Raw genomic sequence first — 14,488 nt, 5'->3', positions numbered from 1 at the left:
AATCCTCGTTTACGCGTCCGGTACAGCCTGGAACGGGGCTTCTTTATCTGTACGTTCTTTGTTACCCCAGGCGGCGACGCCGACTTTGAGCGCATAGAACAGGATGCTGAACACCACGAACAGGAACAGCGCCGTCAGCGTTGCGTTGGTGTAAGCGTTCCAGATCACGTGCTGCATCTGGTCGATGCTCTTGGCCGGGGCGAGGATCTGGCCGTTAGCCAGGGCATCGCTGTATTTCTTGGCCAGCGACAGGAAGCCGATCGCCGGGTTGGCGTCGAACAGCTTGACGAAGCCTGCCGTGGTGGTGCAGATCAACAGCCACACCGCTGGCAACATGGTCACCCAGATGTAGCGCTGGCGCTTCATCTTGATCAGCACAACGGTCGCCAGCATCAGCGCGATACCGGCCAGCATCTGGTTGGAGATACCGAACAGCGGCCACAAGGTGTTGATGCCACCCAGCGGGTCGATCACGCCTTGGTACAGCAAGTAGCCCCACATGGCCACGCAACCGGCCGTGGCAATCAGGTTGGCGGTCCAGGACTCGGTGCGTTTGAGCGCAGGCACGAACGAACCCAGCAGGTCCTGCAGCATGAAGCGGCCGGCACGGGTACCGGCGTCCACCGCCGTGAGGATGAACAGCGCTTCGAACAAGATCGCAAAGTGGTACCAGAACGCCATGGTGTTTTCACCCGGCAGCACGCTGTGCAGGATCTGCGCGATACCTACCGCCAGAGTCGGCGCGCCGCCGGCACGTGCCAGGATGGTGGTTTCACCGATATCGTGGGCAACGGCCGACAGCGCCTCAGGCGTAATGGCAAAGCCCCAACTGCTGACGGTTTGCGCCACGGTGACCACGTCGGTGCCGACAATGGCAGCCGGGCTGTTCATGGCGAAGTACACGCCGGGCTCAATCACCGAGGCGGCAACCATCGCCATGATGGCCACGAACGACTCCATCAGCATGCCGCCGTAACCGATGTAACGGGCATGGCTCTCACTGGCGAGCAACTTGGGCGTGGTGCCCGAGGAGATCAGCGCATGGAAACCCGAGACCGCGCCACAGGCAATGGTGATGAACAGGAACGGGAACAGGCCGCCCTTCCACACCGGGCCGGTGCCGTCGATGAACTGGGTGAGAGCCGGCATTTTCAGATCAGGCATGGTGATCAGGATGCCAATCGCCAGGGCGATGATGGTGCCGATTTTCAGGAACGTCGACAGGTAGTCGCGGGGCGCCAGAATCAGCCACACCGGCAGCACAGCGGCCACGAAACCGTAGCCGATCAGCATCCAGGTGATCTGGATACCGGTGAAGGTGAACGCCTTGGCCCACACCGGATCAGCGGCAATCTGCCCGCCCAGCCAGATCGAACCGAGCAGCAACAGCACGCCGATGATCGAGATTTCACCGATGCGGCCCGGGCGGATGTAGCGCATGTAGATGCCCATGAACATCGCGATCGGGATGGTCGCCATCACCGTGAAGATGCCCCATGGGCTCTCGGCCAGGGCTTTGACCACGATCAGCGCCAGCACCGCGAGGATGATGATCATGATCAGGAAGCAGCCGAACAGCGCGATGGTCCCGGGAATACGGCCCATCTCTTCGCGCACCATATCCCCCAGGGAACGGCCGTTGCGACGGGTGGACAGGAACAGGACCATGAAGTCTTGCACCGCACCGGCCAGCACCACCCCGGCAATCAGCCACAGGGTACCGGGCAGATAGCCCATTTGCGCCGCCAGCACCGGGCCCACCAACGGGCCTGCACCGGCAATCGCTGCAAAGTGGTGACCGAAAAGAATGTGTTTGTTGGTCGGCACGTAGTCCAGACCATCGTTGTTGACCACCGCAGGGGTTGCCCGCCGTGGATCGAGTTGCATCACGTTGTTGGCGATGAACAGACTGTAGTAACGGTACGCAACCAGATAGATGGCCACAGCAGCGACCACAATCCACAAGGCGTTGATCGCCTCGCCGCGGCGCAAGGCCACTACGCCCAGGGCGCACGCTCCTACAATTGCCAGCACCAGCCAGGGTAAGTGGCGTAGCAGGCTATTATTATTTTTCATTTTTATATTCCAGCCAGGGTGGACAGAAAGGACAGCCAGCCCGAGTTTAGCGCTACTGGCCTTAAAGACCAGCCCCCTACGTTGGTCTAGAGCCTTCAACCGTTAAAAAAAGCCGAAATAAACGCCCCTTGATGGCCCCAGGCTACACTCCTCCCATTCACAGAGGGCTATACCATGACCGAACATGCGTCTGAACGTCGCCGTTTTCGCCGAATCGCCTTTGATGCCACGGCCGAACTTCGGCAAAACGGCAGCGAATGGCCGGTGAAACTGGTGGATCTGTCACTCAAGGGATTGCTGGTGGAACGGCCTGACGACTGGAAGGGGAATAAAGCGCTGCCCTTTGACGTCGACATACGCCTGGAACAGAAGACGCATATAAAGATGCAAGCGCGGCTGACCCATGAAGATCAGGGCCAATTGGGCTTTGTGTGCAAGCACATTGATCTGGACTCGATCAGCCATTTGCGTAGGTTCGTTGAGTTGAACCTGGGTGATGAGCAAGAACTGGAGCGCGAGTTGGGCGCCCTGCTGGAGCTCTAGCCGCCAACATGAATCAAGGGTGGGAGCTGGCTTGCCTGCGATGGCGGTGTATCAGACAAGGATGGGTAAGCTGACCCGCCGCTATCGCAGGCAAGCCAGCTCCCACAGGTGTTCAGCAGTGTTGCGGATTATTCGAACAGCGCATCCAACGCCTGCTCCAGCCGCGTCACAGCAATAATCTGCAACCCCGACGGCGCCTCCTTCGGCGCATTGCCCTTGGGCACAATCGCCCGTTTGAAGCCATGCTTGGCCGCTTCCTTCAACCGCTCCTGCCCACTCGGCACCGGGCGCACTTCGCCCGACAACCCCACCTCCCCAAACACCAGCAAGTCATGGGGCAACGGCCGATTACGCAGGCTGGACATCACCGCCGCCATCAACGCCAGGTCGGACGCGGTCTCCAACACCTTGACCCCGCCCACCACGTTGAGGAACACATCCTGGTCGTGGGTCGGAATGCCGCCATGCCGGTGCAGCACCGCCAGCAGCATCGCCAGGCGGTTCTGGTCCAGCCCCAGCGTGACCCGGCGGGGGTTGGCCAAATGGCTGTCATCCACCAACGCCTGGACTTCCACCAGCATCGGCCGGGTGCCTTCCCACGTGGCCATCACCACACTGCCTGGGACTTCTTCCTGGGCGCGGGTGAGAAAAATCGCCGAGGGGTTCGAGACTTCTTTCAGCCCCCGGTCGGTCATGGCGAACACCCCCAGTTCGTTGACGGCGCCAAAGCGGTTCTTCACCGCTCGCAGCAAGCGCAGGCGACCGTCGGATTCCCCTTCGAAATACAACACGGTGTCGACCATGTGTTCCAACACCCGTGGCCCGGCCAGTGCGCCTTCCTTGGTCACGTGGCCGACCAGGAAGATCGCCGTGCCGCTCTGCTTGGCGTAGCGCACCAACAGCGCCGCGCTTTCGCGCACCTGAGACACGCCGCCGGGTGCCGATTGCAGTTGTTCAGTGAAAATCGTCTGGATCGAGTCGATAACCATGACCTTGGGCTTTTCGATGCGCGCCGTGGCGATGATGCTTTCGATGCAGGTTTCGGTCATGACCCGCAGTTGGTCCTGGGGCAAGCCCAGGCGCCGGGCGCGCATGGCCACTTGCTGCTGGGACTCTTCGCCGGTGACATACAGCGCAGGCATGCGGCTGGCGATGCTGCACAGGGTTTGCAACAGGATCGTGGACTTGCCGATGCCCGGGTCACCGCCAATCAATACCACCGAGCCGTCCACCAGGCCACCGCCCAGCACCCGGTCCAATTCGCCGGAGGCGGTGGAAAAGCGCGGGATTTCTTCGACGCTGACTTCGGCCAGGGTCTTGATCTGCGCCTGTTGCCCGGTCCAGCCGGCACGGCCGGTGGGGGCCGCGGCACCGCCACTCTCGATCATGGTTTCAGTCAGGGTGTTCCACGCGCCGCATTCGGAGCACTGGCCCGCCCATTTGGGAAAGGTCGCGCCGCACTCTGTGCAGCCGTACATGCGCTTGGCCTTTGCCATATGAGAACCTCCAACCGAAAAACCGCGATGATAGCTCAGCGCGACGCTGGGGTCCGGATTTCGCCATTAGCCAAACGTGAAGCGCTGTTACCGACGGGGTCTTCGGCGTTCAGGTCGGCGCCTTTGGCTTGCAGCGCGCCCAGCAACTCGACGCGCTTGAACAACCCGGCGTACATGGCGGCGGTCTGCCCTGCGCCGTTGCGTTGGTCGGGGTTGCAGTCGGTGGCCAACAGGCGCTGGGCGATTTTCAGCTCACCTTTGAAGATGGCGCCCATCAACGCTGTGTTACCGCGTTTATCCTGCACGCAGGCGTCGGCGCCAGCATCGAGCAGACGCTCCACATACGGGCCCTGGCCGTGATAAGCAGCCAGGATCAATGCGGTGTAGCCCTTGTCATCCTGGGCATTGAGGCCGTAGCCGGACTCTATGAAGGTGTTGAGCATGTCGAGGTCGCCACGACGGGCGGCGTCGAAATAGTAGTCCTGCAACTGTGCCTTGAGCGCCACCGGGTCGGGGGACTCGGCATGGGCAGCGAAGGCCAGCATGGCCATCAGTAAACCGATAGTGATGCGCATAGGGTGTTCTCCTGCCAAAGGTCGACGCCCGTGAAGGCGCCGACCATAACCAACGAATCAGTCAGTCAGTTTTTCCGCCAGCGCCTTTACGCGAGCCAGGTCGCCCTTGGCGACCTTGGCCACGCCGGTGCCGTATTCGGGATCGGCCTTGTAGAGGAACGACAGGATGATGTGCTTGCTCTCGTCATCGGTGGTGGCCAATGAGCCGCCGAAGTTGTTGATCAGGTCTTCGCGCTCTTTCTTGGTGTAGGAACGGTACAGGTCACCGGCCTGCTTGAAGTTCTGCTCACGCTGGATCTTGGCCTGCTGGGTGCTGCCCGACAGCGGCGCCTGGCTGTAGCGTGCGGCTTGCGGCTCTTCGCGCGGCAACAGGCGGCTTGGCTGGTAATTCACACCGGTGGTGGTCTTGCCAAAGTTCATCGCGCCATCCTGGTTGCCGTTGTTGACGGTGACCCGTGGAGCGTTGATCGGCAACTGCAGGGCGTTCGCGCCCAGGCGGTACATCTGCGTATCGGCGTAGGAGAAAACCCGCCCCTGCAGCAAACGGTCTTCCGACGGCTCGATACCCGGTACCAGGTTGGCCGGGGCCATCGCGACTTGCTCGGTTTCCTGGAACACATTGGCCGGGTTGCGGTTCAGCACCATTTGCCCGACTTTGCGCTCGGGCACATTCGGCCAGATCTTGGTGGCATCCAGTGGGTCGAAATCAAACTTGGCCAGGTCTTCAGGCTTGAGCACCTGCACATACAGGTCCCACTTAGGGAAGTCGCCTTTGTTGATGTGCGTGACCAGATCATTGGTCATATGGCTGTAGTCACGCCCTTGCACTTCGGTAACTTGCTTGGGATCAAGGTTCTTGATGCCCTGCAGGCTCTTCCAATGGAACTTGACGTAGTGCACTTCACCTTTAGTGTTAATCAACTTGTAGGCATGTACGCCATTGCCGTCCATTTCGCGGTAACTGGCGGGGGTGCCGGAGTCCGAGTACAACTCGGTCAGTGTACGAGTGGACTCTGGAACATGGGAGAAGAAGTCGAAACGGCGCGAGTCATCGTCCAGGTTAGTGCGCGGGTCCGGTTTAAAGGCATGGACCATGTCCGGGAACTTGATGGCATCGCGAATAAAGAACGTTGGAAAGTTATTACCGACCAGGTCCCAGTTACCTTCGGCGGTATAGAACTTGGTGGCGAAGCCCCGTGGGTCCCGCAGGGTTTCCGGGGAGTGGTTGCCATGCACCACCGCCGAGAAGCGCACGAACACCGGCGTGGTTTCACCGGCGGCGAACACTTTGGCCTTGGTCAGGTCGCTGAGGTTGTCGGTCACGGTGAAGGTGCCATGGGCGCCCGTGCCGCGTGCGTGCACCACGCGCTCCGGGATGCGTTCGCGGTCGAAGCGCTGCAGCTTCTGGATCAGTTGCACATCCTGCAGCAACACCGGGCCATTGGCGCCGGCGGTCTGGGAGTTCTGGTTATCACCGACGTTGGCCCCGTTATCGCGGGTCAGGTTGGCGGCTTGCACAGAGAGGGAAAGCAGGCTGGCGGTTACCAGTGCCAGCGCATGGCGCGCCGACACGGGCCTGCGGCTGATTGGAGTGTTCATCGAGGTTTCCTCTGGTTTTTTTAGCGCACATTCTGTTGTGCTTGTCAGAGGCTAGTGACCTGCGAGTCAGAAGATAAATAGAAAAACACCACAGACCCGATTAAGAAAAAAATCTGGTAACTCGCTGAAATAGCGGCTAATTCGCGCGCGATTGATGGCACTTTGCAAACTATTTGCGATTTGATGTGTCGATAAAAACCGACAGTGTTAACAGTTGTGTCGAGCAAGCGCTGTTCGACTGAATTACACTGACCTCCACCCTCCTCAACTGTAACAAGGAATAACCTATGGGCGTGATCAGTGAGTTCAAGGCCTTCGCGGTCAAAGGTAATGTGGTCGACATGGCCGTCGGTATCATCATCGGTGCTGCCTTCGGCAAGATTGTTTCCTCATTTGTAGGCGACGTGATAATGCCTCCCATCGGCCTGCTGATCGGTGGCGTGGACTTTGCCGATCTGGCCGTCACGCTCAAGGCAGCACAAGGTGATGTACCCGCTGTTGTCCTGGCCTACGGCAAGTTCATCCAGAGCATCATCGACTTTATAATCGTCGCGTTTGCAATCTTCATGGGCGTGAAGGCGATCAACCGTCTGAAGCGCGAAGAAGCCGTGGCCCCAAGCCTGCCGCCGACGCCGAGCAAGGAAGAAGTGCTGCTGGGCGAGATCCGCGATCTGCTCAAGGCACAGAACAACAAGCCGCTTTAACCGGCGGATGCAAAAAAGGCGCCTCGCAAGGCGCCTTTTTTCTACCAATAATTTTCTACCGCCACCTGGCCAGGCCGTCGGCTCAGGCTCAGTTGCATGTCCCGCTGCTTGAGCAACTGGCGCGTGTCATCGACCATCTGCGGGTTGCCGCAAATCAGTACGCGCGAATCCTGCGCCGTCAGCTCCACGCCGGCGGCCCGCTCCAATTCGCCATTTTCGATCAAGGCCGTAATACGCCCATTCAACGCGCCCGGATGCTGCTCGCGGGTGACGATGGGAATGTAGGTGAGCTTGTGGGCGTACTCGGCCAGGTACTCGCGCTCACCCAGCGTGTCGATCAGCGACTGGTAGGCCAGTTCCTTGGCTTCCCGGGCGCTGTACACCAGGATGATGCGCTCGAATTTTTCCCAGACTTCGAAGTCCTGCAGGATCGACAGGAACGGCGCGACGCCCGTACCGGTTCCCAGCAACCACAGGTCGCGCCCGTCGACAAAGCGGTTGAGGGTCAGAAAACCCGTAGCCTGGCGCTCTACCAGCAAGGTATCGCCCACCTTCAGACGGCTCAGTTCACTGGTGAACTCACCACCGGGGACCACGATGGAAAAGAAATCCAGATGCTCATCAAACGGCGAAGACACGATGGAATAGGCACGCCACACGGTGCTGCCATCCGCCTTGGTAACGCCCAGGCGCACGAACTGGCCGGCGGTAAAACGAAAACCGGCATCGCGGGTGGTGCGCAGGGTGAACAGGCTGGGGGTCAGCGATTGCACATCGAGCAGGGTCTGGCGGGTAAATTTCTCAGCACTGGCCGTCATGGGGGGCTCCGTTTTGCACAGGCCTTTAGTGTCCCTCAAAACAGCCCGCGCAAACACCGATGATTGGTACTGGCTTTGCAATCGCTCAAAGCACACTCAGCTGGGCTGCACGTTTTTTGCCCATCACGGGGTCAACCATGCACTCCACTCCGGAACTAACTATTTGGCTATTAACGTGCCCCGAATACCTCACTAGAAGCAACGGCACTTACAGCGACATCATTTTGATACCACCTTCAAAACATTGAAAAAAAAGCCCCTGCCAAGCGCTCCTATACAAAACTTCGAGTCTTGTACAAAACCGGCGAACTAAACGAGCCCTGTAGATAAAATTTTTTTTAAACTCAGTTGTAGGACTTACCCTACACTTCTTTTCGAGTTGCATTGGGAGATCAGGACGTACCCAGGTTACACAGACACCTATGGAGAGTCACCGATGGTCAATTGGCATAATACCCGGCTACCCAAGCTGGACGGCGAGAGTGAAATCACCAGTGTGTTTGAGATGGTGATAAACCACACCTATGAACTAGGCTTCGAATATTGCTCCTTTACCATGAGCACCCAATCACAATGCCCCCCTACAAAACCAATTTTATTCAATAACTATCCAAATGAATGGCTCAGTATTTATAAAAAAGCACACTTCTTCGATGTAGACCCCGTTGTAACCCACTGTAAAACTTCGGTACTGCCCATTCTCTGGGAGCAAAAAACCTTTGCTGACGCCCCCCAGCTGTGGGAGTTGGCCCAGGCATGCGGAGTGCATTTCGGCTGGACCCAACCCGTGCATGATTTCCAGGGGGGTGTTCAGCATGCTGACCCTGGTTCGCAGCAAGGGCAAGGTCACCCCTGCAGAGCTCTACGAAAAAACCGCCCAGGTGTTGTGGCTTTGCCATGTGATGCATGCGGTGGTCGCGCGCAAGTACGCCAACGCACCCGAGATCAAAGCGCCCAGCAAATTGACTGCCCGGGAAACAGAAATACTCAAGTGGTCCGCGATGGGCAAGACCGCCTCCGAGATTGCCGCGATTCTTTGCCTGTCCGAGCGCACCGTGGGCTTTCATATCAGCAGTACCTTCAAGAAGCTGGGCGTGCATAACAAGATCCAGGCGGTGCTGCGTGCCGCTAAAGCCGGGCTGTTTTAGCCCACGCAAAACACCGCATGTCATCGCGTTGAAAAAAACGTAATATTTACGGCCAATTCTGAGTGTTGAGGGTGCGCTTCGCGTGGCCCCCGCCGTTCACTCAGACGGTCCGTCGATTACCCAGAGCCTTGCCCCGCCATGCCCCTGCTTGACAGCCCTTTCGCCCAGCTCGACCTGATTCGTCAGCCAGAGCAACACAATGATCCGCTGCAAGCCTTCGATGCCGCCGACGAATACCTGCTCAGCCACCTCGCCGCGCAACAGCCCACTGCCGCCACCCGCGTGCTGGTCCTCAATGACAGCTTCGGCGCCCTGGCGGCCAGCCTTCAGGGCCAGGTACAGGTAACCTCCAGCGGCGATTCGTTCCTCGCCGCCCAGGGCCTGGAAAAAAACCTGGTGCGCAACGGCAAGCCCTTCGATGCCGTGCCCTTCATACCGGCTAGCCAGCTCGCGACCGGGCCGTTCGATCGCGTGTTGATCCGCGTGCCGAAAACCCTGGCGTTGCTGGAAGAACAACTGATCCGCCTGCAAGGGCAACTGGCGCCCGGCGCCGAGGTGATCGCAGGTGCGATGGTCAAGCATTTGCCCCGGGCCGCAGGTGAATTGCTGGAGCGTTACATCGGGCCCATGCACGCCTCATTGGCGGTCAAAAAGGCACGGTTGCTGATCGCCAGCGTCGAGCAGCGCCCTGCCGCGGTCTCGCCCTACCCGACCCGCTATACCCTGGATGCGCCGGTCATCGAGTTGTGTAACCACGCCAACGTGTTTTGCCGCGAAGGCCTGGACATCGGCACCCGTGCCTTCCTGCCGCATCTGCCAAAAAGCCTGGGCAGCGCCCGCGTGGCGGACCTGGGCTGCGGCAACGGCGTACTGGCGATTGCCAGCGCCCTGCAAAACCCCGACGCGCACTACACCTTGGTGGATGAGTCGTATATGGCAGTGCAATCGGCCGCCGAAAACTGGCAAGCCGCCTTGGGTGAACGGGACGTCAGCGTACGTGCCGACGATGGCCTGGCCGGCCAGGAGGCGCAATCGCTGGACGTGGTGCTGTGCAACCCGCCGTTCCACCAACAACAAGTGGTCGGTGACTTCCTCGCCTGGCGTATGTTCCAGCAGGCACGCGAAGCACTGGTGGTCGGTGGCGCCTTGTACATCGTCGGGAATCGTCACCTGGGCTACCACAGCAAGCTGGCGCGGCTGTTCCGTGGTGTCGAGCAAGTAGCGGCCACGCCCAAGTTCGTGATCCTCAAGGCGCGTAAATAAAAAAGCCCTGCTTTTCGATCAAGAAAAGCAGGGCTTTTTCGTAGGAGTATCAGTGCGTGCTCAGGCCTGCCGCATTCATGAACATGCGCATCAGGCTGGCCACCACAAACAGGGCCAGCACGCTGCCGGTCCAGATCATCGCCAGCCACCCCAGGCGCCGCCACAATGGCTGCTTCTCGGCCTGTTCAATTTCGTGCAACGAAGGTTTGGACATGTTTCAACCCTCCTAGTGATAGCCGTCTTCGTGGGTGACCTTGCCGCGGAACACGTAGTAGCTCCAGAAGGTGTAGCCCAGGATGAACGGGATGATGAACAACGTGCCCACCAGCATGAAGCCCTGGCTTTGCGGCGGCGCGGCGGCATCCCAGATCGACACGGACGGCGGGATGATGTTCGGCCACAGGCTGATCCCCAGGCCACTGTAGCCGAGGAAAATCAGCACCAGCGTCAACAGGAACGGCGTGTAGTGCGCATTACGTGCCACGGCGCGGATCAGCCCGTACATGGTAACCAGCACCAGGATCGGCACCGGCAGGAACCAGAACAGGTTCGGCAAGGTGAACCAGCGCGACGCGATTTCCGGGTGGGTCAGCGGCGTCCAGATGCTGACGATGCCGATCACCGCCAACACCACGAAGGCCAATGGCCGCGCCAGGTTGTGCATCTGCTCCTGCAACTTGCCTTCGGTCTTCATGATCAGCCAGGTGCAGCCGAGCAAGGCATACGCCACGATCAGCGCCACGCCGCAGAACATCGTGAAGGGTGTGAGCCAGTCCAGTGAGCCGCCGGCGAACTGGCGATCCACCACCGGAATACCGTCGATAAAGGCGCCCAACGCCACCCCCTGGAAGAAAGTCGCCGCCAGCGAGCCGCCAATAAACGCCTTGTCCCACAGGTGACGCTTGTGGTCCTTGGCCTTGAAGCGGAACTCAAAGGCCACGCCGCGGAAGATCAGCCCGATCAGCATCAAGATCAGCGGCAGGTACAGCGCCGACAGCACCACCGAATAGGCCAGCGGGAACGCGCCGAACAACGCCGCGCCGCCGAGTACCAGCCAGGTTTCGTTGCCGTCCCATACGGGCGCCACGGTGTTCATCATCACGTCACGGTCGACTTTGCCCGGAACAAAGGGGAAAAGAATGCCGATCCCCAGGTCGAAGCCGTCCATGACCACGTACATCATGATGCCGAAGATGATGATCACGGCCCAGATCAGCGGAAGATCAATACCCATCTCAATTCCCCTTGTGCTGGATGTGGTCGTGGTCGTTATCACTGCCATCGTCGGCAGCAGACAACGGACGCGCCGGGGTGCGTTTCTGGCCAGGGCCACCGTGGGCTGGCTCGGTGCTGTCGTGGGTCACGGGGCCTTTGCGTACCAGGCGCATCATGTAGCCCAGGCCCGCACCGAACAGCGCGAAGTACACCACCACGAACAACACCAGGGTAATGGTCATCTGCGTCAGGCTATGCCCGGAGGAGGCATCCGCCGTGCGCATCAACCCGTAGACCACCCAGGGCTGGCGACCGATTTCGGTGGTGAACCAGCCGGCAAGAATCGCAATCAGGCCAGACGGGCCCATCCACAACGCCAGGTACAGGAACGGTTTGGACGTGTACATCTTGTCGCCCCGGCGCAGCCACAGGCTGAACAGACCGGTGAAGATCATCAGGAACCCCAGGCCGACCATGACCCGGAACGACCAGAACACAATGGTGGAGTTGGGGCGGTCTTCAGGCGGGAACTCCTTGAGCGCCGGCACTTGCTTGTCGAGGGAGTGAGTCAGGATCAGGCTGCCCAGGTACGGAATCTCGACCGCGTATTTGGTTTTCTCGGCTTTCATGTCCGGCCAGCCGAACAGGATCAGCGGCGTGGGTTCGTTGCCGATATTTTCCCAGTGGCCTTCAATCGCGGCGATCTTGGCCGGCTGATGCTTGAGGGTATTGAGGCCGTGGAAGTCGCCGATCACCGCCTGGATGGGCGCAACGATCAAGGCCATCCACATCGCCATCGAGAGCATTTTGCGGATCGCCGGGTTGTCCTTGCCGCGCAGTAGATGCCAGGCCGCCGACGAGCCGACGAAGAAGGCCGTGGCCACGAACGCCGCTGTGGCCATGTGCATCAGGCGGTAGGGGAACGAGGGGTTGAAGATCACCGCCAACCAGTCGGTCGGTATCACGCGGCCATCGATGATTTCAAAGCCCTGGGGCGTCTGCATCCAGCTGTTGGAGGCGAGAATCCAGAACGTGGAGATCAACGTACCCACGGCCACCATCACGGTGGCGAAGAAGTGCAGCTTGCGCCCCACCTTGTTCCAGCCAAACAACATCACCCCCAGGAAACCGGCCTCGAGGAAGAAGGCCGTGAGCACTTCGTACGTCAGCAACGGCCCGGTGACGGCACCGGCGAAGTCTGAGAAGCGGCTCCAGTTGGTGCCGAACTGGTAGGCCATGACCAGGCCCGATACCACACCCATGCCGAAGTTGACGGCAAAGATCTTCGACCAGAAATGATAGAGGTCACGGTAGGTGTCGTTGTGGGTCTTGAGCCACAAGCCCTCCAGCACCGCAAGGTAACTGGCCAGGCCGATGGTGATCGCCGGGAACAGGATGTGGAATGAGATGGTGAACGCGAATTGAATTCGGGCGAGATCTAGCGCCTCCAAACCGAACATAAGTCTTCCTCTGTCAGGTAATACCGGCTGCTGGCTGGGAGCCTGCACCCACTGCCCCCACGGATATGGAGTGTGGCGAATTTCAATTCGTTTCTTTTATTACCCATCGCGTGGGGAATCTGGCCTTTCGGCCACCAGAACAATCCCGGGGCAGGTTTTGATCTGGATCAAGCATCGTTGAAAGAGTAGTCCCATTTTTGCCGTAGGACTGTGTGGTCTTTTGCCGCGTGACAGCTTGCCTCAGCTCAGTTCTTGCAACTATTTGTTACAGCTTGATGCTAATCTCGCCATTCTCCCGTTGCCGACCTGATTCCCGATGCCCAGTGAACCTGCGTTGCTGTTACGTCACCACCGCCCTTTCATCGCGTTCTGGCTGGCGCGGATCTTCACGGCCAGCGGCTTCCAGATGCTCACTGTGGCAATTGGCTGGAACCTCTACCAACTGACCGGCAACGTCCTGGACCTGGGCCTGGTCGGCCTGGTGGAATTCATACCGCGCGTACTGTTCATGCTGCACACCGGTCACGTGGCTGACCGCTATGAACGGCGCCGGGTCGCCGCTATCTGCCAGACGTTACAGGCACTCATTGCCTTGTCCCTGGCCATCGGCGGCCTGACCGGCAACGTGACCCGCGAGATGATCTTTATCCTCGCCTTCCTGCTGGGCGCCGCACGTTCGTTTGAAATGCCTACCACCCAGGCGCTGTTGCCGAGCATCGTGCCCAGCGCGCTGTTCCCCCGCGCTGTGGCCGCCTCGCAATCGGCCCAGCAACTGGCGACCATCGTCGCACCGGCCGTGGGCGGTTTGCTTTACGCGTTTGGCAGCGTGTGGGTGTACGGCCCCACCGTGGCGCTGTACCTGATCGCCTGCGTGCTGACCCTGAACCTGCCCGCCCGCCAGACCCCGCTGAACAAAGCCAAGGCCACGATGGACTCGCTGCTGGCCGGTATTCGCTTTATCCGCAGCCGCCCGGACATTCTCGGCGCCATCTCCCTGGACCTGTTTGCCGTGCTGCTGGGCGGCGCCACCGCGCTGTTGCCGGTGTTCGCCAAGGACATCCTGCTGACCGGCGCTTGGGGCCTGGGCCTGCTGCGGTCGGCCCCGGCCGTGGGGGCATTGCTGATGTCATTGTGGCTGGCGCGGTTCTCGGTAGACCGCCAGGTGGGCCGCGTAATGTTCACCGCCGTCGGCGTGTTCGGGGTGGCAACCATTGCCTTCGGCCTGTCGACTTCGTTCTGGTTTTCACTGGCGGTGCTGGTGGTACTGGGCGCGGCAGACATGATCAGCATGGTGATCCGTGCGTCGTTCGTGCAGTTGGAAACGCCAGATGAAATGCGCGGGCGGGTGAGTGCGGTCAATGGCCTGTTTATCGGTGCGTCCAATCAATTGGGCGAATTCGAATCCGGGATTACCGCCCATTGGTTTGGCACCGTGCCTGCGGTGGTGATGGGCGGGGTTGGCACTTTGGTGGTGACCGGGGTGTGGATCAAGCTGTTCCCGACGCTGGCCAACCGTGATCGTATGCACGTACCGGTCGAAGAAAAGAGTACTTGAGAACGTTTTGACCATTGCACGTTTACCGGGGAGGAT

At 59.8% G+C, this 14,488-nt stretch carries 12 protein-coding genes and 1 pseudogene; 5 read left to right on the top strand and 8 right to left on the bottom strand.

The features are described from left to right. Positions 1 to 9: 9 nt before the first annotated feature. On the bottom strand, positions 10 to 2,076 hold the full coding sequence (locus JMV15_RS17090; RefSeq protein WP_201491813.1) for a carbon starvation CstA family protein: 2,067 nt from the start codon (positions 2,074 to 2,076) through the stop codon (positions 10 to 12). Between the two features lie 174 nt (positions 2,077 to 2,250). Between JMV15_RS17090 and JMV15_RS17085 the strand changes: the two genes are divergently transcribed. Next, entirely contained in the window at positions 2,251 to 2,619 is a 369-nt protein-coding gene (locus tag JMV15_RS17085) for a PilZ domain-containing protein (RefSeq protein WP_020301754.1), read from the top strand. 128 nt (positions 2,620 to 2,747) lie between these two features. Here JMV15_RS17085 and radA read toward each other — a convergent pair whose 3' ends face one another. From radA to katB, 3 genes are read right to left on the bottom strand one after another with little or no spacing between them, the layout of a single operon-like run. Then, complete coding sequence (gene radA / locus JMV15_RS17080; protein WP_019818022.1) at positions 2,748 to 4,115, bottom strand: DNA repair protein RadA; 1,368 nt, start codon at positions 4,113 to 4,115, stop codon at positions 2,748 to 2,750. Positions 4,116 to 4,150: 35 nt separating this feature from the next. Continuing rightward, entirely contained in the window at positions 4,151 to 4,690 is a 540-nt protein-coding gene (locus JMV15_RS17075) for an ankyrin repeat domain-containing protein (RefSeq protein ID WP_014720017.1), read from the bottom strand. Between the two features lie 57 nt (positions 4,691 to 4,747). Next, the gene (katB, locus tag JMV15_RS17070) at positions 4,748 to 6,289 is read right to left on the bottom strand and encodes a catalase KatB (protein ID WP_020301753.1); all 1,542 of its coding nucleotides are present in this window, start codon (positions 6,287 to 6,289) and stop codon (positions 4,748 to 4,750) included. Positions 6,290 to 6,576: 287 nt separating this feature from the next. Here katB and mscL point away from each other — a divergent pair, with 287 nt between their 5' ends. Further along, the gene (gene mscL / locus JMV15_RS17065) at positions 6,577 to 6,993 is read left to right on the top strand and encodes a large-conductance mechanosensitive channel protein MscL (protein ID WP_014720019.1); all 417 of its coding nucleotides are present in this window, start codon (positions 6,577 to 6,579) and stop codon (positions 6,991 to 6,993) included. A 41-nt stretch (positions 6,994 to 7,034) separates the two neighbouring features. Here mscL and JMV15_RS17060 read toward each other — a convergent pair whose 3' ends face one another. Next, positions 7,035 to 7,811 carry a ferredoxin--NADP reductase gene (locus JMV15_RS17060; protein ID WP_019818025.1) on the bottom strand — a complete coding sequence of 259 codons (777 nt, stop codon included), beginning with the start codon at positions 7,809 to 7,811 and terminating at the stop codon, positions 7,035 to 7,037. A 436-nt stretch (positions 7,812 to 8,247) separates the two neighbouring features. Here JMV15_RS17060 and JMV15_RS17055 point away from each other — a divergent pair. Further along, positions 8,248 to 8,959: pseudogene (locus JMV15_RS17055) on the top strand (helix-turn-helix transcriptional regulator). A gap of 138 nt (positions 8,960 to 9,097) precedes the next feature. Further along, positions 9,098 to 10,222: a methyltransferase gene (locus JMV15_RS17050; RefSeq protein ID WP_014720022.1), complete on the top strand. Its 1,125-nt coding sequence runs from the start codon at positions 9,098 to 9,100 to the stop codon at positions 10,220 to 10,222. A 49-nt stretch (positions 10,223 to 10,271) separates the two neighbouring features. On the opposite strand, the gene JMV15_RS17045 is transcribed toward JMV15_RS17050, so the two are convergent. From JMV15_RS17045 to JMV15_RS17035, 3 genes are read right to left on the bottom strand one after another with little or no spacing between them, the layout of a single operon-like run. Beyond that, positions 10,272 to 10,436, bottom strand: a complete 165-nt coding sequence (locus tag JMV15_RS17045; RefSeq protein ID WP_003194328.1) for a DUF2474 domain-containing protein — start codon at positions 10,434 to 10,436, stop codon at positions 10,272 to 10,274. A gap of 12 nt (positions 10,437 to 10,448) precedes the next feature. Further along, positions 10,449 to 11,456 carry a cytochrome d ubiquinol oxidase subunit II gene (gene cydB / locus JMV15_RS17040; RefSeq protein ID WP_034126946.1) on the bottom strand — a complete coding sequence of 336 codons (1,008 nt, stop codon included), beginning with the start codon at positions 11,454 to 11,456 and terminating at the stop codon, positions 10,449 to 10,451. A gap of 1 nt (position 11,457) precedes the next feature. Beyond that, complete coding sequence (locus tag JMV15_RS17035; protein WP_003194330.1) at positions 11,458 to 12,897, bottom strand: cytochrome ubiquinol oxidase subunit I; 1,440 nt, start codon at positions 12,895 to 12,897, stop codon at positions 11,458 to 11,460. Positions 12,898 to 13,213: 316 nt separating this feature from the next. Here JMV15_RS17035 and JMV15_RS17030 point away from each other — a divergent pair, with 316 nt between their 5' ends. Continuing rightward, positions 13,214 to 14,452 carry an MFS transporter gene (locus tag JMV15_RS17030; RefSeq protein ID WP_032904166.1) on the top strand — a complete coding sequence of 413 codons (1,239 nt, stop codon included), beginning with the start codon at positions 13,214 to 13,216 and terminating at the stop codon, positions 14,450 to 14,452. Positions 14,453 to 14,488 lie beyond the last annotated feature (36 nt).

The organism is Pseudomonas paracarnis, from assembly GCF_904063055.1.
Lineage (GTDB): Bacteria > Pseudomonadota > Gammaproteobacteria > Pseudomonadales > Pseudomonadaceae > Aquipseudomonas > Aquipseudomonas paracarnis.
Note: the sequence above shows the minus strand (reverse complement) of the source record. Positions and strands in the feature narration are given on the sequence as shown.

Coding starts and splice junctions, on each gene's coding strand:
- cydB (WP_034126946.1), bottom strand. CDS start 11,456: ATGGGTATTGATCTTCCGCTGATCTGGGCCGTGATCATCATCTTCGGC.
- JMV15_RS17030 (WP_032904166.1), top strand. CDS start 13,214: ATGCCCAGTGAACCTGCGTTGCTGTTACGTCACCACCGCCCTTTCATC.
- JMV15_RS17045 (WP_003194328.1), bottom strand. CDS start 10,436: ATGTCCAAACCTTCGTTGCACGAAATTGAACAGGCCGAGAAGCAGCCA.
- JMV15_RS17090 (WP_201491813.1), bottom strand. CDS start 2,076: ATGAAAAATAATAATAGCCTGCTACGCCACTTACCCTGGCTGGTGCTG.
- mscL (WP_014720019.1), top strand. CDS start 6,577: ATGGGCGTGATCAGTGAGTTCAAGGCCTTCGCGGTCAAAGGTAATGTG.
- JMV15_RS17035 (WP_003194330.1), bottom strand. CDS start 12,897: ATGTTCGGTTTGGAGGCGCTAGATCTCGCCCGAATTCAATTCGCGTTC.
- katB (WP_020301753.1), bottom strand. CDS start 6,289: ATGAACACTCCAATCAGCCGCAGGCCCGTGTCGGCGCGCCATGCGCTG.
- JMV15_RS17075 (WP_014720017.1), bottom strand. CDS start 4,690: ATGCGCATCACTATCGGTTTACTGATGGCCATGCTGGCCTTCGCTGCC.
- JMV15_RS17060 (WP_019818025.1), bottom strand. CDS start 7,811: ATGACGGCCAGTGCTGAGAAATTTACCCGCCAGACCCTGCTCGATGTG.
- radA (WP_019818022.1), bottom strand. CDS start 4,115: ATGGCAAAGGCCAAGCGCATGTACGGCTGCACAGAGTGCGGCGCGACC.
- JMV15_RS17085 (WP_020301754.1), top strand. CDS start 2,251: ATGACCGAACATGCGTCTGAACGTCGCCGTTTTCGCCGAATCGCCTTT.
- JMV15_RS17050 (WP_014720022.1), top strand. CDS start 9,098: ATGCCCCTGCTTGACAGCCCTTTCGCCCAGCTCGACCTGATTCGTCAG.